This window comes from Bacillus sp. FSL R9-9530 (assembly GCF_038008145.1).
Taxonomy (GTDB): domain Bacteria; phylum Bacillota; class Bacilli; order Bacillales; family Bacillaceae_G; genus Bacillus_A; species Bacillus_A mycoides.
The window spans coordinates 5,307,501-5,326,905 of the sequence record NZ_JBBOYO010000001.1; the positions used below are offsets into that span (position 1 = coordinate 5,307,501).

The following is a 19,405-nucleotide window of genomic DNA, read 5'->3' on the forward strand; positions in this document are numbered from 1 at the left end:
GGAATGGATCTCCAAAAGTTTGACGAGATGATTGATGCTGTGCAGCGAGCAACTTGTGTACAGATTAATGATAAGCAAAAAGAAGCTTTTAAACAAAAATACGATTTTGGACCAGATTTTGAATATGGAAGAGATGAGAAAGGACATTATGTTATCCGAAGCTCGAAAAAGATGTTAGAGGAAATGGAGTTTTATTTGGCATTGAAATATGATCGGGATGGAATTGTCCTTTATATGCATGCTGAGATTGAAGGGACATGTCATGTATCCGTTAGCTACAGTGAAGATGCACTTCATTTGCAAGAATTGTTTCAATTTCTAGAAGAAAATAAATAAAAAGTCCTCATTTGAGGACTTTTTATTTATTTAGGCAGGCATAATATTTAAGTTGGATAATTTATCCGGCTATTTGTGTGCAGTAAAACTCCCACTGATTAAAGTTTCACTTTATAGGCTGGAAGCGCGGCGGCATCGTTCAATTGGGAATGGAATAACTTGGGCAATGTGATTAGGGCCGAGCTGTTTTGCGCGAGCATGGCGTAGTATATAAAATGCGCACAGAATAGAAACAGGAATAGCACCATATAAACCGAAAAATAAAGCGCTTACACATGATGCAGCAAAACCTAAAACACCAACTTCTAATTCTTCCATAATAGCTCCTAAAATGACAGGAATAGCTCCGCATGTAACTCCTAGTATAAGTGCGATAAGTAAACTCATGATTATCCCCCTCTGTTTGCAATATTCATTTCCTTCTTATTAGTTGTAGTATATCATACATAAAACAGAATTTTCAGAAAAAATTCAAAAAAAGTTCAATAAATGTTCAAAAAATATTCCGGAATGTACTTGATAAAGTGGAATTATGATTCGAGATATTTGATTTGAACAAGCGAAAGGGACAAATCATTTTAGTAAATAAAAAATCAGGCTTACTTCAATGTTATGAAATAAGCCTGTTCCATAGGAGGATGTATATATGTAGAGTGAATAAAAGGTTGGAAAAGGGGTTCCAAGTTCTTTTATTCAACTAGCTACCTTAATAAATTGGAACCCAACCTTCTGTTGTAACAAAAATACGAATAGCTACAACTTGGCGATCATCTTGTAAGGTGAAATAGTGTCTTGCATTTTCAGGCACAGATATAAGATCACCAGGCTCGAGTTCAACGTCAAAGAATCGACCATCTTTTCCTTCAATAGCGAAGATGCCATGACCGCTGACAATAAAGCGAACTTCATCGTCAGTATGATGGTGTTCTTTTTGGAAATTAATTAATAACTCGTCAAGGTTAGGTGTGCTATTTGAAAGTGAAATCACATCATATGCTTTATAACCTCTGCGCTCTGAAACATCAGCAATTTCTTTTGAAAACAACGTTAATATTTCAGCTTTGTTTTCATCTGTTAAGGAGTAATTTTCTTTTAAATGAGTAGGAAGTTTAGAAATATTCCATTTCTCATATAAAACATCTTCTCCTTGTAGAAAGTTTGATACTTCTACTTCATTTTCAATACGAGTATTTTCCTCATGAATACGAATTTGCGCCATTAGAAACGCCTCCTTGAATTGATAATAATTTTATATGAAATTGGAATAAAAACTCATAAGCTTCTAATCTTTTTTTTGCATCAAAGCTATCACGGCCCCATACGGTAATGCCATGGTTTCGAATTAATACTGCTCCTGAATCTCCTTGTATATGCTTTCGGAATTTCTCTCCAAGCGTCGGGATATGAGCATCATTTTCGATAATAGGAATGTTAATCGTTGCACCTTCTTCCCAAATATCAAGAGCTTTAATAATCTCTTGATTTTGAAGGGTGACTGCATCACTATACAAATTTGTGATGACATTGTTATCAGTTGTATGAACATGAAGTACGCACCCGGCGTTCGTATTGTTATAAATATGTGTATGCAATATTGTTTCTGCCGAAGGGCGTAACTCAGTTTCTAAAACGGGAATTCCTTGATGATTTACTAATAAAAAATCATCTGGAGTGGTTTTTGTTTTATCTTTGCCACTTGCTGTAATAAGAAAAGTAAGGGGATCATGACTGACTTTTATAGAAATATTTCCACTAGTTGCTGGAAACCAATTCCGAGTTGTTAATTCTTTTTTAATTTCACTTAAGTCATACCATTGACGAAAAAGTTGTTTCATAATTTCACCTCCAACAAATGTTTTAGTTCAGCTAGAACATCGTGAAATGTTTCAAACGGTGTATAAGCAATACGATTTTCTTCACACTTTGTAATAAGGAAGTCACGGGCGAATACTTTATCTGCTTGTTTTGTTGCTTGTAAATCAGTAATAGAATCTCCAATCACAATATGAAAATCATCTTTAGAGCTTAGTTTACGAATTAATGATGATTTACAGAGACCACAACTATGCTGACATTGCTCGTCACAAGGGTGCGGCCATTTCACTTCAACAAATTCTCCTGAAAAGTCAGTTGCATTACAATAAATTTGTTCTTTAGGGATTATTTCTTGTAAGAGTGGATAGACGAAGAAATCCATTCCACCTGATATAACGTAAAAGGAAATGTTATTTTCATTAATGAATTGTATGAATTCATGAAAACCTGTACGGATTTCAGCAGTTTCTTGTAAAAACTGAATAATATCATCGTGTAGATTAATAGGTATTAATCGAAATAATTGAGAAACACCTTCTTGAATAGAAAGTTCTTGCGATAAAATTTTTTGCTTTATTTCCTCTGCTTCTGGTGGTGCGAATTTTTCCATAATGGACATGATATTATCGTTATTTGTAATCGTACCATCGAAATCACAAAATACTTGAATACTCATAATTTCACCTCATGAGAAGGATTTCCCCATATTTGTAGTGCGCTATGCAAATTTATTTCATCCACTTCATGGAGTGGTTTACCTTGTAAAGTAGCTTCAATTGCAGCACGGAAAGCTTTGCCACCACCTTGAGCTCCATTTGGATGCCCATGAATCCCGCCGCCGGCATTAATAACAACATCCTTACCAAAATCTCGTAAAATAAAGGGAACGAAACCAGGATGAATTCCAGCAGATGGAACAGAAAAACTTTTCTTGAAATAGTGGTCTTCCTCAGTTAATGCTGCTGTAATGAGAAGAGCTTCCTCTTTTTCTAATGCAACGTTGCCGTATGGTGATGGGAATAAAGAGAAATCAGCACCAGCGTAACGTAGTAATTTTCCAAGTAGTAATGGAGAAGAGAAACCGTATAGTTTCGATGATGAATATGCGCCACTTACAGCAGGGTGTGCCATAATAGGAATTGGAATTTCATCGTCTTCTACAAGTGCTTGCAGTACATCTAATCCATAAGAAAATACATTAAATAAAAGAATGTCTGCTCCAGCTACCACCGCACGTTTCGCGTTTTCTTTTAAATCATAAGTTCGACCTGTTAAATTTACTGCGTATAAAGTTTTATGCCCGTAAGTTTCGTATACAGATTGTAAAACTTCTTTACCAGATTCAATTCTTTTTATAAGTGGTGTTAATGAGTTTTCGAATAAAATTTCATCATCTTTTACAATATCTACGCCTCCAATTGCCTGATCGCGTAGTTGAGTTTTTAAATATCCAATATTCCGTCCTATCATCCCTTTGAAAATACTCATTAGAAGAGGTCGATCTTGAACTTGTAAAAGGTTTCGGATGCCTTCAATTCCAAATTTTGGTCCAGGGAACTGTTTCTTTAATTCGTCTGAGAATGTTAAATCAATTAGTTTAATTTCTCCATCTAACGAAAGTTTTCCAAATGTTGTTGTCAAAATGGCTGGTAAGTCAGGGCTAAAGTTCAGCGATGGATAATGAATTTTAATGAGTCCACGTGATACTTTTTTGCCAAGGTAAGAGTTAATATGTTCTTGTTCGTCTAACGCTTCAATATGAATGACATTGCCTTTATGTTGTTTTAATTGTTCTTGTAATAAGTGTGGTAAATGAGTCCATGAACCAATTGTTAAACCGATTGCAATTTGTTCTGCTTTCTTTTCTAAGTTGTGAGAATCATCGTGGATTAAATATGTCGCTATAATTCCGCTCATTGTTATACCCTCCTAGTTAAATAAAAAAACCTCTCAGCTAAGGAGAGGTTTTTTTACAACCAGCTCCTTATCTGTCAGCATAATGCTGCGAGAATTAGCACCGTGTCTACAATTGTAGATCGGTTGCCGGGTTTCGTCGGGCTCGTCCCTCCACCTGCTCTTGATAAGAAGTATTTAGAAATGTTTAAATTTTTAAGATAACTGAATTTTGTCAGATATTTTTTATGTTGTCAATGACTTTTTGAAAAAATTTAATTTATCAATTCGATTAATTGCTTCTCGTAATCTATCTTCCGTATGCAAGAGACCAACACGGACATACCCTTCGCCGTGCTCACCAAATCCAACACCAGGAGCAACTGCAACGTGTGCTTTTTCTAGTAAAATGTCAGAAAATTGCTCAGATGTATATCCTTTTGGAACAGGAAGCCATGCAAAGAATGATCCTGTTGGAATGTTTACTTTCCAACCAATTGAGTGACAAGCTGAAATAAGAGCATTTCTCCGAGATTCATAACTATTAACAAGATCTACCACACAAGACTGCGAGCCTAATAGTGCTTCGCGGGCAGCATCTTGAACTGCACCAAAAATACTAACATACATATGATCTTGCAATAGGTTAATAGTTTCGATGACACTTTCATTTCCTACTGCAAAAGCAATACGCCATCCAGCCATATTGAAAGTTTTCGATAAAGTGTAAATCTCAATACCTGTATCTTTAGCTCCGTCTGCTTGCAAGAAACTAACAGGCTTTTGACCATCGAATCCGATAGCACCGTAAGCAAAATCGTGAACAACTAATATATTATGTTTATTAGCAAAATGAATGGTTGCATCAAAAAAATCTTTTGATGCAGTAGCACCGGTAGGGTTATTTGGATAGTTTAAAAACATTAACTTTGCTCGCTCCGCAACAGAGTCATCAATTTTTGTATAATCCGGTAAAAAATTATTTTCTGCAATAAGCGGCATTGTTTCAAATTGTGCTTTTGCTAAAGCAACTCCTGATAAATAATCTGGATAGCCTGGATCTGGAACGAGAATAGTATCACCAGGGTTTGTAAAACAAACTGGTAATTCTACTAATCCAGCCTTTCCGCCAAACAAAATAGCAACTTCAGTTTTTGGATTTACTACTACATCATATTCACGTTGATAGAATGTTGCCACGGCTTCTTTTAAGCTTTCGTGTCCGCGAAATGGCGGATATTTATGATGAATGGTCTTTTCAGCAGCATCTTGTAAAGCTTTAACGATATGCTGCGGTGTTGGTTGATCTGGATTACCTTGACCTAGATTAATAACATCGTGACCAGCTGCAACGACTTTGTTAACTTTTGCAACAAGTGAAGCGAAAAATTGTGTTGGCAATGATGTTACTATCTCAGAAGGTTGAAATAATTTCATACTTTCCACCTCTTTTGAAAGTTGTTACAATTCTAGTGACAAATGATATAATCTTTCCAGTATTTTGTAAAGAAAAAAATGAGAATGGGGCTGAAAAAATGAAAGTCGCATGTATTCAAATGGATATTGTCTTTGGAGATGTAGAAAAAAATATTGAGAACGCTAAAAAAAAAATAAGTGAAGCGATGAAAGAAAGACCAGATGTTATCGTCTTACCAGAACTATGGACAACAGGATATGATTTAACGAGACTTTCTGAAATTGCAGATACGGATGGATTAGAAACGAAAGAAAAGTTGAAAGAATGGTCGAAGCAATATGGTGTACATATTGTTGGTGGTTCCATAGCAAAGCAAACAGAGCAAGGGGTTACAAATACAATGTATGTTGTAAACAATGAAGGGAATCTAGTCAATGAATATAGTAAAGTACATTTATTTCAGCTGATGGATGAACATAAATATTTAGTTGCTGGTAATGAAACAGGTGAATTTAAGTTAGATGATGTAGAGTGTGCTGGTACAATTTGTTATGATATTCGTTTTCCAGAGTGGATGCGCGTTCATACTGCTAAAGGTGCAAAAGTTTTATTTGTTGTAGCAGAATGGCCATTAGTACGTTTAGCACATTGGCGTTTGCTTTTACAGGCGAGAGCAGTTGAAAATCAGTGTTATGTTGTTGCGTGCAATAGAGCAGGAAAGGATCCGAATAATGAGTTTGCAGGTCATTCTCTAATTGTGGATCCTTGGGGTGAAGTTGTGGTAGAGGCAAATGAAGAGGAATCAATTTTATTTGGAGAACTTAAATTCGAGAAAATTAAAGAGGTACGTAAAGGAATTCCGGTTTTTGCAGATCGTCGTCCAGAATTATACAAATAAAATGTTGACAAGTGATTTTTATTCTTGGTATAGTCTTCATCATAAAGTTAAAAATTCTAAAAATTATAAAACTCTTATCAAGAGCAGGTGGAGGGATTTGGCCCGATGAAGCCCAGCAACCGACCGTAATACCATTGTGAAATGGGGCGTTTATGACGCCAAAAGGCACGGTGCTAATTCCAGCAGAAAGTAAACTTTCTGGCAGATAAGAGGGGAGAAGATAAACTTCAAACCTCTTTCTTTGTGGAAAGGGGTTTTTCTATTTTAGAAAAACCTCTGAATGAAAAGGAGGAGAAGACGATGGGATATTATTCATTAACTGAAACAACAGCTATACAATATGCGAAAGAACACGGTTATTTTGAAAAGAACGCAAATGTAGTTTGTCATGAAATTGGAGATGGAAATTTAAATTACGTGTTCAAATTAGATGATGGAGAGAAGTCTATTATAATAAAACAAGCACTGCCATATGCGAAAGTAGTTGGTGAGAGCTGGCCACTGTCTATAAAAAGAGCGACGATTGAAAGTAAAGCATTACAAATTTTTGCGAAGTATGTGCCAGAGTATGTTCCGGTAGTGTACAGTCATGATGAAGAGTTAGCAGTTACAGTAATAGAAGACTTATCAAGACTAACAATTACAAGAAAAGGATTAATAGATGGAGAAGGATATCCACTTTTATCCCAGCATATCGGTCGTTTTCTAGCACATGTTTTGTTTTATACTTCAGATTTCGGTTTACAGTCAGAAGAGAAAAGGGTACTAGAAGGTACATTTGTAAATCCAGACCTTAGTAAAATTACAGAAGATTTAGTTTTTACGGATCCATTTGGACATTATGATACGAATGATTATGAGTCAGATTTACAGTCAGTGATTGATGAACTTTGGAGTGACAAAACTTTAAAACTAAAAGTAGCACAATATAAATATAAGTTTTTAACGAGAAAAGAAGCGCTTATTCATGGTGATTTACATACTGGTAGTATTTTTTCATCACCTTCTGAAACGAAAGTGATCGATCCAGAATTTGCAACGTACGGTCCATTTGGATTTGATATCGGTCAATTTATTGCAAATCTATTATTAAATGCTTTATCTAGAGAAGAAGAAAAGAGAAGTGTACTATTTTTCCATATAGAAAAGACATGGAGTTATTTTGTAGAAAACTTTACGAAGTTATGGATTGGAGAAGGTGTAGAAGCATATACGAAAGAAAAACAATGGTTACCAATTATTTTGCAAAATATCTTTACTGATGCCGTCGGATTTGCCGGATGTGAACTGATTCGTAGAACAATTGGCTTAGCTCATGTAGCGGATTTAGATGGGATAGCAAATAAAGAAAATAGAATTCAAGCTAAAAAACAAGCGTTATCCTTAGGTAGAGAACTAATAAAATATGAAGCCAAGTGTGCTGATATTCAACTGTTTCGAACATTATTTCAACAGACAGTTGGAGGCGTAAAAGCATGAGTACAATTATTACTATTCCGAGATCTGTAAGTTGGAAAGGCGATGCAATTGCAGTATTGAATCAAACAAAGTTGCCGCATGTCACTGAATACAAAACATTAACGAATATTGAAGAGGTATGGAAAAGTATCATTATGTTAGAAGTACGAGGAGCGCCTGCAATTGGAATTGTAGCTGCGTTTGGTTTGGCGCTTGCGGCAAAGAAATACGATGCTATAAATATCTATGAGTTTCAGAAGAAGTTTAATAGAGATTGTAACTATTTAGGAACATCACGCCCGACAGCAGTCAATTTATTTTGGGCAATCGATCGTATGAGAGAATCTATTCGAGAGATTACTGCAATAAAAGAAGCTCAAAAAATATTAGAAGAAGAAGCGCTTCATATTCAGCAAGAGGATGAAATGGTGTGCCGAAGTATTGGAGAACATGCTTTAACATGTTTTAAAGACGGTGATAAAATTTTAACAATTTGTAACGCTGGAAGTATTGCAACTGCTAGATATGGAACAGCATTAGCCCCATTTTATATTGGGAAAGAGAAGGGTGTGCGTTTACATGCGTATGCGTGTGAAACGAGGCCGGTTTTACAAGGTGGTCGTTTAACGACATGGGAATTGAAACAAGCAGACATTGATGTAACGCTTATTACGGATAATACTGCAGCACATGCAATTCGAACGAAAGAAATTAATGCGATTATCGTAGGGGCAGATCGAATCGTTGAAAACGGTGATACTGCTAATAAAATAGGAACATTAAATTTAGCTATATTAGCAAAGTATTTCGGTATCCCATTTTACGTTGCAGCACCGTTATCTACATTTGATACTACGAAACAAACAGGTGCTGAAATTGTCATTGAAGAAAGAGATGAAACAGAAGTTACGAAAATTTTTGGGAAACAAGTGGCGCCACTTGGAACGCCTGTATTTAACCCTGCATTTGATGTAACACCGCATGAATTAATTACGGGGATTATTACTGAGAAAGGTATTTTACGTGGAGATTATAAGCAAGAAATTACATCATTATTTGAAAAAATAAGCTAACTGCTCAGTCGCTATATAAAAAAACGGTAGAAAAGCATGTTTTTAAATGGTCGAGAGGGACTGGCTATGTATAGGAGCGGTAAGTGCCTGTTCCTACCACGCGCAACGTTTTAAAACAAAGAAAGGTAGCAAGGTGGAGGACCATTTGTATCTTCATGGTAGCAATCTATATGCTGAAAAATGAAATGTATGGCTGAGTAGTTAAAAACAAGCTAATAAAAAATAGCTTGTTTTTTATGCCTTAAGTCTTCGTTTCCTCTTATTTATGTAATGAAGGGAGGAGAGAAAGATGGAAGAGTGGATCGGGATGATAGGTAATGTGGGCTTTCCAATTGTTGTAACGCTATATTTACTACATCGCATTGAAAGTAAATTAGACGGAGTGATTGTAGCAATTGAGAAGCTGCCTAAACAATTACTAAAGTAGGAAGATCCTCGCGATAGAAAGTAAAATAAAGTTTGCTCGCGAAGAGCAAACTTTATTTTTTATCCCGCATTAATGGGCAGTAAAAGCCCGATTGGTGAAGGCTAATAATTAGTGGGGATGAACAAAACCCCCACTGATTAAAGTTTCACTTTATTGAGCAGTATAACCACCATCGATAACGACAGCTTGACCAGTTATACCTTTTGCTTTTTCACTCGCTAAAAACATAGCATAATCAGCAATTTCTTGTACTTGTAGCAAACGTTTCTGTGGTACAAGAGGATAAATGACATCTTCTAAAACATTTTCAAGTGGTACATTTCGCGTAGTTGCTAAGTCTTGTAGTTGATTTCGTACAAGAGGGGTATCAACATATCCGGGACAAAGAGCATTTACAGTAATTCCATGAGTTGCTCCCTCTAAAGCAGCAACTTTTGTTAATCCAATTACACCATGTTTCGCACTATTATAGGCAGCTTTTCCAGCGAATCCAACAAGTCCGTTAATCGAAGCAACATTAATAATACGACCATATTTTTGCTTTTTCATAATCGGAAAGGCATGTTTGATGGCGATAAATGGAGCGATTTGCATAATTTTAATAAGAAGCTCGAATTTATCAGTTGGAAAATCTTCAATCGGTGAAACATGTTGCATTCCTGCGTTGTTAATTAATACATCTAATGAGCCGAAGTGAGTAACTGTTTGAGAAATTGCTACTGTAATTTCTTCTTCAGATGTAACGTCACATTTTAAACCAATGGCTTGATAGCCTTCTTTTTGCAATTGTTCAGCAGCGTCTTTCGCACGTTCTTCAAGACGATCACTAATCACAACTTTAGCACCTTCTTTTGCGAAAGCACTTCCCATTTCATAACCAATACCGCTCGCAGCACCTGTTAAAAAGACAACTCGATTTGTAACCATGATGAAAAACACTCCTTCATAATAAAAGTTCTCTTATTGCTCTATTTAGAGAGGTGATAATAAAATTCCTGCAAACATTTGGAAAAATATTGCTAGCTATCTTGTTTTGCAAAGTAGCGTTTGCTATACTATTTTGTAAAGCAAGATACTTACGCTTATCTATCTTGTAAAACAAGATAGTGGGAGGATTTGAAATATGTCGACAAGTCAAATGCTGAAAGGGATTTTAGAAGGATGCTTACTTGCTATTATTTCTGAAGGTGAAATATACGGTTATGAAATGAGTGAAAGATTAGCGAAGTATGGTTTCACAATGGCGAGTGAGGGAAGTATTTATCCGTTATTAATACGAATGCAAAAGGAAGGATTAATAACAAGTGTAATGAAGGAATCTCCATCTGGTCCAAAGCGAAAATATTATACATTAACAGAAAAAGGCGAGGAAGCACTGGATGAATTTATGGATCGCTGGGAAGCGATGCAAAGTAGTGTAGAGCGTCTACTTGAAGGGAAGGGGAGAAAAAAATAATGTTATCAAGTGAAGCACGAAATTTTTTATTAGAAATGAGATTATTTTTAGCGGCAAAGAGTGTGAAAGAAAGCGATATTGAAAATTTTATAGAAGATGCAGAGTTGCATTTAATAGAAGGTGAGAGTGACGGAAAAAGTGTAGAAGAAATTTTCGGAAGTTCACCGAAAGAATATGCCAATGAACTTGTAAAAGTGATGGAAAGAGATAGACAGGAAACGTGGAAGCAAATTGGATTTACGGTTATGAATATCGTTTCGTTTTGGATTATTGCTTCTATTTTAATAGTTAATAATGGGATTTTACAGATTTCGCTTATTCAATGTATTGGCTATAGTTTTACATTGATTGTAGCTGTAATGGGTCCTAATTTTCTACTTCGTAAAATGACCTTTGTAACAAGCTTTACAAAAACATGGTTTTCAATGTGGTTTTTAGTCATGATAGCGCCAATGTTTTTATTAGGAGCGGTTACGATATTGGATGTGTTATATCCTACAAAGATGGTTACATTCACTCAAGTGCAAAGTTATATATTAGGTGGTGGGATTTTTATTATCACAGTAGCGATAAATATGTATTTTGAAGGATGGTTTAAAAACTTATATTTAATTATTCCACTTTCTATTATGTTAGTGTTTAAAACATTTACATCAGAAGATCTCGTGCCAATGTTATTTCAAATTATATGTTTATACGGAAGTTTGTTTATTTTAATCTTCCTTGAAATTATGATGAAGGCGAATAGAAGAGTAACGGTTAAATAAGGGAGGGGTTATCATGCAGATTTCTAAAGAAGGAGAAAAGTTTTTAATCGATACGAAAGTGTATTTAATAACAAAAGGAATTAAAGAAGAAGATGTGGACGCTTTTATAGAGGATGCAGAACTTCATTTAATAGAAGGTGAGAAAGAGGGAAAGACGGTAAGCGATATATTCGGTGATTCACCAAAAGAATATGCGGAAGAATTAGCGAAAGAAATGGAGAAGGATAAAGGCGGGAGTATAAAGAGTATTCTTGCCATGATAATTGGTATTGGCGGGTATTGGATATTAACTCATATTTTATTTAATAATCCGAATCAGCAATTTACACTAACGAATATACAGTTAATTGGCTATCCTATCGTTTTAATCATTACGATTATTGGAACCATTGTTGCGTTTAGAATGTCTTCTTTTAAAAATAAATTTGTAGAGTTCGGGATTATTTACATAATAGTAATGGTTCCCATTTTATTATTAGTATTATTGATGTTTGTTGATAAATGGTACGGTACACCTATTTTGCAATTGTCGACAATGCAAACATATATATTAGCAGCAAGTATCTTTTTATTACTTTTTGTTGGAGAAGTGTATGTCCTTGGTTGGATGGGTGTTTTGGTGCTAATTGTTCCTTTAGCGATTATGTTTATATTTAAAGAATTAGAAGAAAAAAATGTGTTTTGGGGAATTGCAAAGATATTACTTATGTATGGAAGTATATATGGATTAATGAGATGGTCTTTAAAAATTGAAGAGAGAAAAAGTGTAAACGAGTAGTTCAAAAAAAGTGGCTGCTCTGGATATACAAAAAATTATTTCCAAAGAAATACTATATTTTGATTTTTAGAGGGATTCGGTTTAGGTGTATAGTTGTATCCTTTGCAGCCGGTATATCGTTTATTAATTGGAATAAATTGCTTTAAACAGTAACAAGATCGTTACTGTTTTTTTCTTTGTAATAAGAGACTTTGTAAAGAGAGCGCTTTTTGTTCATTTGTTAATAATGAATTGATGTGAACGTTATTAGGGCTAGGGACTATAGGGTACATAAGGTTCGATGGTGAATGGTGATGTTCAGAACCGGTTGGAGAGTGGGGATCTGCGTGCGTAAGTTTTCCATGAATTCGTCTTGTAAATAAAATATGACCAATTTCGTGAGCGAGGGTGTATATATTTTTCATTGGAGCAGCTGAGTTTGTTAAAACGATGTAACCAGTAAGTTGTTGTTGTTTCGCTAGAGAGTAAGCGCAAGCGATTACTGCGGTTTCTTTGAAATAATCACTACCAATATAACAAATATAAAGGTCGCATTCAGGAGCTTCGTTAACACAAGTTTGAAAAAAAGATGATAATTTTTCCTGACTTTGAATGGAGTTTTTATAACTAATTTCCCGATTAGAAAAACGGAAAAGCTCGTTTAGTACAATTACTTCTTTAATGTTAAATGTAATGGGATGCCAAATTGATTCTGCAACTGCTAAATCTTTTGCAATACGGTCGTCAGAAATATCGGCGCCTGGAGTAATGCAAACACATATATTAACGTATGAATTCATAAGGAACACCTCAAATGAAAAAATTCTTTCTATAATATATGTGGGGGAAAGGTCCTATGTATGGATAAACGCCTTGTTTATTACACGAATATATAGACTATAAGTCGAAAAAATTTCATAGTTCTATAACGTAGTATGGTCTGCTTTTTGATATAGTAAAGAAAAGGGGGAGAATATATGTATACATTAAAAATCGTTTCAGACAGAGAAGCTCTGTATCAATTTGCGAGCTATGTAAGAGTTGTGCAAGGGGTTGAAGATGTATATGTAGAGGTGGGAGAACCTTTATATGAACATCCATTAATGAAGTTTTATGTACATATTACAATTGAAGAAACATATGATCAGCATAAAGCATTGCAAGAAATAGCTAGGTTAGTAGAATTAGGGCGTTTTACATATGTCCATTATCATAATGAGGAAATTGAAGAAGCTTTTGAAGTTGTAAAATACGAAAGCTTTAAGAAATAAAGTGAAACTTTAATCAGTGGGGGTTTTGTTCATCGCCCACTGATTATCAGCCCTCACCAATAGGGCTTTTATGGGCAGCCCAATCCCCACCTAACTTCTTTACTTTCGCTGAATTTTGAGGTAGGGGTCTTACCGCCCGCAAATAGCAGGATAACGGTAAAAAAAGGAAGTGGAAGCTTCCTTTTTTATTGAAAATTACAGCAACAAAAGAAAGAGAATTTTGTTATGATAAGGAAGGGTGAGGAAAGGGGAGTTTACATATTGGGGTATATTGAAGAGTTACGCAAAGTAGTTGGTACGAGACCACTTATTTTAGTAGGATCAGCAATTATTATATTAAATGATAATCAAGAAGTATTGCTTCAATATCGTTCAGATACATATGATTGGGGCGTACCTGGTGGGGCAATGGAACTGGGAGAAACGACAGAAGAAACTGCTCGTAGAGAATTATTCGAGGAGACGGGACTAAACGCGAAAATTATGCAATTTCTTGGCGTTCTTTCAGGAAAGGAAGTTTATTTCCGTTATCCAAATGGAGATGAAATTTTTAATGTGATTCATCTGTATCAGGCACATCATGTAAGCGGAGAATTAAAGCTCGATCATGAAGGGTTAGAACTTCAATATTTTCCAGTAGATAAGTTACCAAAATTGAATGAAACGACAGAGAAGATATTACAAAAATTCTTATACGCATTGACAGAATAGAAGGTTAATTCCTTCTATTTTTATTATATTAAATATTTTGATTTTTTGGTATGTTTATAGTATGATAATTTTAGACATACAACTTATGGAATTTCACCTACAAACTTACTAGGGTACATAAGAGAGGGGCAAGTACAAAATGCATAATGTTGTCATTACAGCTGCAGTTCGTTCACCAATTGGAACTTTCGGAGGAGCACTAAAAAATATAACACCAGTAGAATTAGCTGTTCCTGTACTTCAGGAAGCTGTAAAAAGAGGCGGAGTAGAGCCACATGAAGTTGATGAAGTAATTTTAGGTCATTGTATTCAAAGAACTGATGAAGCAAATACGGCAAGAACAGCTGCATTAGCGGCAGGATTTCCTGACACAGTTACTGGTTATACAATTCAACGTCAATGTTCTTCAGGTATGCAAGCAATTATGTCTGCTGCAATGCAAATCCAATTAGGTGTAAGTGATATTGTTGTTGCAGGTGGAGTAGAAGCAATGAGCTCGAGCCCTTATGCATTAAAACAACACCGCTGGGGACAACGTCTACAGCACGGAGAAATTCGTGATACGGTGTGGGAAGTTTTAGAAGATCCGATTCACCATATTATGATGGGTGAAACAGCGGAAAATTTAGTTGAACAATATGAAATTACAAGAGAGGAACAAGATGAAGTTGCGCTTCGTAGTCATACATTAGCGTTGCAAGCGATGGAGTCTGGATACTTTGAAGATCAAATTGTTCCTATTACAATAAAAGAACGTAGAAAAGAAGTTGTATTTGCGAAGGATGAACATCCACGTGCAGATATTACAGCGGAAAAATTAGCAGGATTAAAACCAGCTTTCCGTAAAGACGGATCAGTAACTGCAGGAAATTCATCTGGTCTTAATGACGGAAGTGCAGTTCTAGTATTAATGAGCGAAGAAAAAGCAAAAGAAAAAGGCTTACAACCGTTAGCTCGAATTGTTGGATATTCAGTAGCGGGAGTAGATCCGAAAATTATGGGTATTGGACCAGCACCAGCAATTCGTAAAGGATTAGAAAAAGTAGATTGGTCATTAGAAGATGCAGATTTACTTGAAATTAATGAAGCTTTCGCTGCACAATATTTAGCTGTAGAGAAAGAGTTAGGGTTAGACCGTGAGAAAGTGAATGTAAACGGTAGTGGTGTAGGACTTGGACATCCAATTGGTTGTACAGGAGCTCGTATTACGGTAAGTTTAATTCACGAATTAAAAAGACGTGGATTAGAGAAAGGTATTGCCTCTCTATGCGTTGGAGGCGGTATTGGAGTAGCTTTATTTATAGAAGCATTATAAAAAAGAGGCAGCGATTGCTGCCTCTTTTTTTATGACTCAAATAAGTGATGAAATAATCGATCGCGATTTTCAAAGAAAAGTTTCGTCGTTTGGTAATGCTCCGTTTCTTCTAATGTCGATTCGTGAATCCCTTCTTGAGTTAAAGAGTATATAGTAGATTCAGGATAAGCCATTAAAATGGGAGAATGCGTTGCGATAACAAATTGTGAACCTTGTTCAGCTAGTTCGTGCATGCGAATGAGCATTGAAAGTTGTCTCATTGGGGATAAAGCTGCCTCAGGCTCATCTAAAATGTATAAACCTTGTCCTGAAAAACGATTCATAAATAATGAGAAGAAGGATTCGCCGTGTGATTGTTCGTGAAGTGAAACGCCGCCATAAGATTTTATAGCATCTATTTCATCGATATAAGAAGCAACGTTATAAAATGATTCAGCGCGAAGAAAGAAACCGTCGTTTGGTGTATTGAAACTTTTTGAAATTCGAAGATATTCATGTAAAGATGAATGAGAATCGTTTGTGCTAAAACGGAAATTCTTCGTTCCACCTTCTGCATTAAAACCTAAAGCAATTGCAATTGCTTCCAGTAATGTTGATTTACCTGTCCCATTCTCTCCAATAATGAATGTTACATTTGGGTGGAAAGCTAGTGATTGCAAAGTTCGAATAGCGGGTAGACAGTAAGGATATGCGGAAAAGCTAGGGATATTTTCTTTTTTTAATGTGACATTTTTTAAAAAGGGTACGTCAATCAATATATAAACCTCAATTCATAACGGATTTTGATTCTAAAAAAGCGGCAAATACTAATGTAATACAACTTGCTAATAGTACTGTATATTGAAGTGCGCCAAAACCGAGACCTTCCCAGCCGAAAGTCATTCTCTTCCATATGAAAATGAAAAGAACGCTCATAAAACCAAAGAGGGCAGGCATATATTTTATAATTTTCAAGTGCTTCCATATAAAGAAGCCAATGTATGTACTTAAAAACAAGGTAGACAGAACAAGAGAAAATACAAGTGTTAACGACACGTGATCCCCCTTATTTTCTGAATATTTTATGTGAATTATAACATTTAAACTATCATATTCCAATGTGAAAATAAATATTGCATAGAGATTATTCATGTCGTTATGATAGTATGTATTCTATTGGAAATATGAAGAGGAGTATTAATATGCCGTTTACATTCGCACATCCAGCAGCTGTTCTCCCTTTTGCTAAGAAACATTCTAGTTATATTTCGGTGACGGCTCTTATATTGGGTAGTATGGCACCTGATTTTGAATATTTTTTATATTTTAGGCCATACGGTGTTATTGGCCATACATGGGTTGGTTTCTTCTATTTGAATTTACCACTCGTTTTTTTATTAGCATATGCATATCATCGTATTTTAAAAGGACCGTTTATAACACATTTACCTAAGCCTTTTGCTAGTTACTATAAATATGTAGTAGATGCGAAGTGGGGGCTATATACTTGGAAGGACTTTTTTGTATTTTGCTATTCTGCTTTATTCGGTATGGTGACGCATGTCGTTTGGGATGCTTTTACTCATAAGACAGGCTATTTTGTTATGAAAATACCGCTGTTACAGCAAGAAGTATATAGTATTCCAATTTATAAGTTTTTACAGCATGGGAGTACATGTTTTGGTCTACTATTACTAATATATGTACTATGGAAATATAGGAGGGAAACTGATCAAGATACTAGTTTAACTTCGGAAAAAAAGAAATATTGGGCTTCATCTATCGTTGTGGCGGCCATTATATTTATCGTTCACGCGTTATTAGACCCCTATTTTCATATTTTCCAAATAGGAGGTATAATAGTATCTGGACTGACAAGTTCGTTTTGTGGACTTCTTATTGTTTCTATAGTTTACAAATCAAGGGACTAATATATTTTAATGAATGATAGTGTTAGGAGAAATTAAATCATGAAAGCATGGAAAAGTATTTTTGTTTTATGTAGTTTTCTTCTTATGTTAAGTGGTTGCTTCCATCAAGAAGAAAAGAAGGCAGAACCTAAAAAGAAAGAATCTATTCCAGAAACAAAAGAGTATGGTGGGCGTGAGCTTAAAAAAGTAGGACAAAAAGTGAAAGAAAAAGGGTGGGGGACATTTGAATTAAAACAGATTCATTCTGTGAATCAGACATTTGAAGTAGCCCCAATGAAAATTCACGTACAAGATGTTAAAGTTATCTCATTATCACAAATGAGCAAAGAGGCAAAAAATACATTGAAAGTGTATACTGCATTAACTCCTGAAGAAGTAAAGCGTAGATTGGGAGATAAAGTGAGTCAAGAAGATGCTGAATTATATGCATCGTTAAGTGGAACAGAGATTAGCGATACGATTCGGTATGTTGAAATTACATATAAGGTAGAGAATAGTGGAGATAAGAACATGCAATTTTTCTCTATGAATGATGTTGCTATAAATGACAAACAACATTTTAATGTAGCGACTCAAAACTTTTTATATGATGAAGATACGCTCGTTGGTACAAAGAGTGTTTCAAGGGAAGATTATAGGCCTGGTGAGACACGAGAAGGAATTATCGGTTTAATACTTGATGATGGAAAAGAAAAAGTAAAGGATATTAAGTTTACGACAGATGATTTAGCAGCAGGAGACACAAATGAAGCTGTTAAAGAACCGCAAACTTTTAATATTTCACTCTCTAAATAAAGTGTCTTTATAATAATTTAAGCAAAAACAGTCAGCATAAAAAGTTATGCTGACTGTTTTTTTAGCTCTTTCACATATGAATCTACACTTTGAAAAGGCACTGTAATTTTAAAAGCATCTTTTTGCTCGTTAAATTGTTTTTCATTATAAGGACCAAATCGTTTATTATGCTTTACATCGATAATCCAATAATGTTCAATTTTTTTATTTGTAATTGCTGCGTCAGGATTGTTTGGATCTGATTTTTCCTCAATTTGCTTTGTGAGAATGTATTTATCGTCCCAAGCAATTTCTGTAATTTTTGCAGGGATGTATTGTGTAGCATATACAGCATCCTGAGAGGGGAAAAGTTCAAATGCATCTCCAGAAGTATGGATGAGTTCATATTCATCGTTAATTGTATAAGTTAAATGGTTTGTATTGCCTGTACAACCTGTTAATAAGAGTGCGGCAAATAGGATTATCCATCTTTTCAATATGGGAACCTCCTTTATAATGCTGTTGTAACACATTGTACAAGAAAAGTAAGCGAAACGCCAGTTTACAATGTTTTTTAGAAGTGGTACGATGAAACGGGTAAAGAAGGATATGAAGGAGTCGACACAAAATGAAGTTAAAGATGCATCGTCCAGCGCTTGTAATGAATCGCATAGGTGCTTCCCTTATTGACATGTTTTTAATCTCGGTTACGTACGGTGCAGTAGTAGCTATTATTACAGGAAACTATAGTGCTATTTTTGATCGTTTTAATATAAGTTTAGGTGACTATAGATATGACCTTACACTTGTTTTCGTATTAATGGCTATAAATTTTATTCTGTTACCTTTTCTTTGGAACGGTTCTACACTTGGTAAAAAGGTAACAAGAACAAAAATAATCTCGTTAACAAGTGAAAAACTAACGTTACAAACATTAATAATACGATTTTTGGTATTATTATTACCAAGCATATTATTACTTGGAGTTCCATTAATATGCAATGTATATATGATGTTATTCCGCAAAGATAATTGTGGCTTCCATGATTTAATTGCAAAGACGAAAGTGATGAGTCTTGTATAATTAATATTTAGATTATACGTGCTACTAATGAAATAAGACTTTT

25 protein-coding genes, 1 pseudogene and 2 riboswitches are annotated in these 19,405 nt (G+C 35.1%); of the genes and pseudogenes, 15 read left to right on the top strand and 11 right to left on the bottom strand.

All coding sequences use genetic code 11. The annotated features are described in order from the left end of the window. Positions 1-3 precede the first annotated feature (3 nt). Positions 4-336: a DUF3909 family protein gene (locus MKX66_RS27090; RefSeq protein WP_002014892.1), complete on the top strand. Its 333-nt coding sequence runs from the start codon at positions 4-6 to the stop codon at positions 334-336. A 111-nt stretch (positions 337-447) separates the two neighbouring features. On the opposite strand, the gene MKX66_RS27095 is transcribed toward MKX66_RS27090, so the two are convergent. The 6 genes from MKX66_RS27095 to MKX66_RS27120 form a co-directional block, all read right to left on the bottom strand. Continuing rightward, the gene (locus MKX66_RS27095; protein ID WP_002033923.1) at positions 448-723 is read right to left on the bottom strand and encodes a hypothetical protein; all 276 of its coding nucleotides are present in this window, start codon (positions 721-723) and stop codon (positions 448-450) included. Positions 724-1,042: 319 nt separating this feature from the next. Next, complete coding sequence (locus MKX66_RS27100) at positions 1,043-1,555, bottom strand: 1,2-dihydroxy-3-keto-5-methylthiopentene dioxygenase (RefSeq protein ID WP_002111583.1); 513 nt, start codon at positions 1,553-1,555, stop codon at positions 1,043-1,045. Continuing rightward, positions 1,533-2,171: a methylthioribulose 1-phosphate dehydratase gene (locus tag MKX66_RS27105; protein WP_012261637.1), complete on the bottom strand. Its 639-nt coding sequence runs from the start codon at positions 2,169-2,171 to the stop codon at positions 1,533-1,535. The genes MKX66_RS27100 and MKX66_RS27105 overlap by 23 nt, the downstream gene beginning before the upstream one ends. Next, the gene (locus tag MKX66_RS27110; protein ID WP_002128925.1) at positions 2,168-2,827 is read right to left on the bottom strand and encodes a 2-hydroxy-3-keto-5-methylthiopentenyl-1-phosphate phosphatase; all 660 of its coding nucleotides are present in this window, start codon (positions 2,825-2,827) and stop codon (positions 2,168-2,170) included. The genes MKX66_RS27105 and MKX66_RS27110 overlap by 4 nt, the downstream gene beginning before the upstream one ends. Then, positions 2,824-4,068, bottom strand: a complete 1,245-nt coding sequence (mtnW, locus tag MKX66_RS27115; RefSeq protein ID WP_002143008.1) for a 2,3-diketo-5-methylthiopentyl-1-phosphate enolase — start codon at positions 4,066-4,068, stop codon at positions 2,824-2,826. Before mtnW ends, MKX66_RS27110 begins: the two co-directional genes overlap by 4 nt. A gap of 64 nt (positions 4,069-4,132) precedes the next feature. Continuing rightward, a riboswitch (SAM riboswitch) is annotated at positions 4,133-4,238 on the bottom strand. Positions 4,239-4,290: 52 nt separating this feature from the next. Continuing rightward, positions 4,291-5,481 carry a pyridoxal phosphate-dependent aminotransferase gene (locus tag MKX66_RS27120; protein WP_002128923.1) on the bottom strand — a complete coding sequence of 397 codons (1,191 nt, stop codon included), beginning with the start codon at positions 5,479-5,481 and terminating at the stop codon, positions 4,291-4,293. Positions 5,482-5,495: 14 nt separating this feature from the next. Here MKX66_RS27120 and MKX66_RS27125 point away from each other — a divergent pair, with 14 nt between their 5' ends. The 4 genes from MKX66_RS27125 to MKX66_RS27140 all read left to right on the top strand — a co-directional run bounded on the left by MKX66_RS27125 (position 5,496) and on the right by MKX66_RS27140 (position 9,317). After that, entirely contained in the window at positions 5,496-6,359 is an 864-nt protein-coding gene (locus MKX66_RS27125; RefSeq protein WP_002131202.1) for a carbon-nitrogen family hydrolase, read from the top strand. A gap of 71 nt (positions 6,360-6,430) precedes the next feature. Beyond that, positions 6,431-6,571: riboswitch (SAM riboswitch) on the top strand. A gap of 88 nt (positions 6,572-6,659) precedes the next feature. Beyond that, positions 6,660-7,838, top strand: a complete 1,179-nt coding sequence (gene mtnK, locus MKX66_RS27130; RefSeq protein WP_215590141.1) for an S-methyl-5-thioribose kinase — start codon at positions 6,660-6,662, stop codon at positions 7,836-7,838. Next, positions 7,835-8,890 (top strand): S-methyl-5-thioribose-1-phosphate isomerase, encoded by a 1,056-nt coding sequence (gene mtnA / locus MKX66_RS27135; RefSeq protein WP_341087491.1) that lies wholly within the window; start codon positions 7,835-7,837, stop codon positions 8,888-8,890. Before mtnK ends, mtnA begins: the two co-directional genes overlap by 4 nt. Positions 8,891-9,179: 289 nt before the next feature. Further along, positions 9,180-9,317 (top strand): YvrJ family protein, encoded by a 138-nt coding sequence (locus MKX66_RS27140; protein ID WP_002014881.1) that lies wholly within the window; start codon positions 9,180-9,182, stop codon positions 9,315-9,317. 150 nt (positions 9,318-9,467) lie between these two features. Here the strand turns inward: MKX66_RS27140 and MKX66_RS27145 are convergent, their stop codons facing one another. Beyond that, entirely contained in the window at positions 9,468-10,244 is a 777-nt protein-coding gene (locus MKX66_RS27145) for a 3-hydroxybutyrate dehydrogenase (RefSeq protein ID WP_341087492.1), read from the bottom strand. A 196-nt stretch (positions 10,245-10,440) separates the two neighbouring features. Between MKX66_RS27145 and MKX66_RS27150 the strand changes: the two genes are divergently transcribed. The 4 genes and pseudogenes from MKX66_RS27150 to MKX66_RS27165 all read left to right on the top strand — a co-directional run. After that, positions 10,441-10,773, top strand: a complete 333-nt coding sequence (locus MKX66_RS27150; RefSeq protein ID WP_002014879.1) for a PadR family transcriptional regulator — start codon at positions 10,441-10,443, stop codon at positions 10,771-10,773. Beyond that, positions 10,773-11,540 (top strand): DUF1129 domain-containing protein, encoded by a 768-nt coding sequence (locus MKX66_RS27155; RefSeq protein WP_215590140.1) that lies wholly within the window; start codon positions 10,773-10,775, stop codon positions 11,538-11,540. Before MKX66_RS27150 ends, MKX66_RS27155 begins: the two co-directional genes overlap by 1 nt. 13 nt (positions 11,541-11,553) lie before the next feature. Further along, positions 11,554-12,318, top strand: coding sequence for a DUF1129 domain-containing protein (locus MKX66_RS27160; protein WP_002143001.1), 765 nt, complete (start codon positions 11,554-11,556; stop codon positions 12,316-12,318). A gap of 8 nt (positions 12,319-12,326) precedes the next feature. Continuing rightward, positions 12,327-12,464, top strand: a pseudogene (locus tag MKX66_RS27165) (DNA-binding protein); the annotation flags it as partial. A 15-nt stretch (positions 12,465-12,479) separates the two neighbouring features. On the opposite strand, the gene MKX66_RS27170 reads toward MKX66_RS27165, so the two are convergent. After that, the gene (locus MKX66_RS27170; RefSeq protein WP_326996582.1) at positions 12,480-13,097 is read right to left on the bottom strand and encodes an ImmA/IrrE family metallo-endopeptidase; all 618 of its coding nucleotides are present in this window, start codon (positions 13,095-13,097) and stop codon (positions 12,480-12,482) included. Positions 13,098-13,274: 177 nt separating this feature from the next. On the opposite strand from MKX66_RS27170, the gene MKX66_RS27175 reads away from it, so the two are divergent. The 3 genes from MKX66_RS27175 to MKX66_RS27185 all read left to right on the top strand — a co-directional run bounded on the left by MKX66_RS27175 (position 13,275) and on the right by MKX66_RS27185 (position 15,594). Then, a complete protein-coding gene (locus MKX66_RS27175) occupies positions 13,275-13,568 on the top strand; it encodes a DUF3928 family protein (protein ID WP_002088390.1) in 294 nt (97 codons plus the stop codon). 261 nt (positions 13,569-13,829) lie between these two features. After that, complete coding sequence (locus MKX66_RS27180; protein WP_012261633.1) at positions 13,830-14,279, top strand: NUDIX hydrolase; 450 nt, start codon at positions 13,830-13,832, stop codon at positions 14,277-14,279. Positions 14,280-14,418: 139 nt separating this feature from the next. Further along, positions 14,419-15,594 (top strand): acetyl-CoA C-acetyltransferase, encoded by a 1,176-nt coding sequence (locus MKX66_RS27185; RefSeq protein WP_326996581.1) that lies wholly within the window; start codon positions 14,419-14,421, stop codon positions 15,592-15,594. A gap of 29 nt (positions 15,595-15,623) precedes the next feature. On the opposite strand, the gene MKX66_RS27190 is transcribed toward MKX66_RS27185, so the two are convergent. Further along, positions 15,624-16,349, bottom strand: a complete 726-nt coding sequence (locus tag MKX66_RS27190; protein ID WP_002165131.1) for an AAA family ATPase — start codon at positions 16,347-16,349, stop codon at positions 15,624-15,626. A 10-nt stretch (positions 16,350-16,359) separates the two neighbouring features. Further along, complete coding sequence (locus MKX66_RS27195; protein ID WP_016100683.1) at positions 16,360-16,629, bottom strand: hypothetical protein; 270 nt, start codon at positions 16,627-16,629, stop codon at positions 16,360-16,362. Between the two features lie 146 nt (positions 16,630-16,775). On the opposite strand from MKX66_RS27195, the gene MKX66_RS27200 reads away from it, so the two are divergent. Both MKX66_RS27200 and MKX66_RS27205 read left to right on the top strand, forming a co-directional pair. After that, complete coding sequence (locus MKX66_RS27200) at positions 16,776-17,504, top strand: DUF4184 family protein (protein WP_326996580.1); 729 nt, start codon at positions 16,776-16,778, stop codon at positions 17,502-17,504. 36 nt (positions 17,505-17,540) lie between these two features. Further along, the gene (locus MKX66_RS27205; protein WP_215591315.1) at positions 17,541-18,299 is read left to right on the top strand and encodes a hypothetical protein; all 759 of its coding nucleotides are present in this window, start codon (positions 17,541-17,543) and stop codon (positions 18,297-18,299) included. Between the two features lie 44 nt (positions 18,300-18,343). Here MKX66_RS27205 and MKX66_RS27210 read toward each other — a convergent pair whose 3' ends face one another. Beyond that, the gene (locus tag MKX66_RS27210) at positions 18,344-18,775 is read right to left on the bottom strand and encodes a DUF3997 domain-containing protein (protein ID WP_215590135.1); all 432 of its coding nucleotides are present in this window, start codon (positions 18,773-18,775) and stop codon (positions 18,344-18,346) included. Between the two features lie 131 nt (positions 18,776-18,906). On the opposite strand from MKX66_RS27210, the gene MKX66_RS27215 reads away from it, so the two are divergent. Beyond that, complete coding sequence (locus MKX66_RS27215) at positions 18,907-19,362, top strand: RDD family protein (RefSeq protein WP_002033806.1); 456 nt, start codon at positions 18,907-18,909, stop codon at positions 19,360-19,362. Positions 19,363-19,405: the final 43 nt, after the last annotated feature.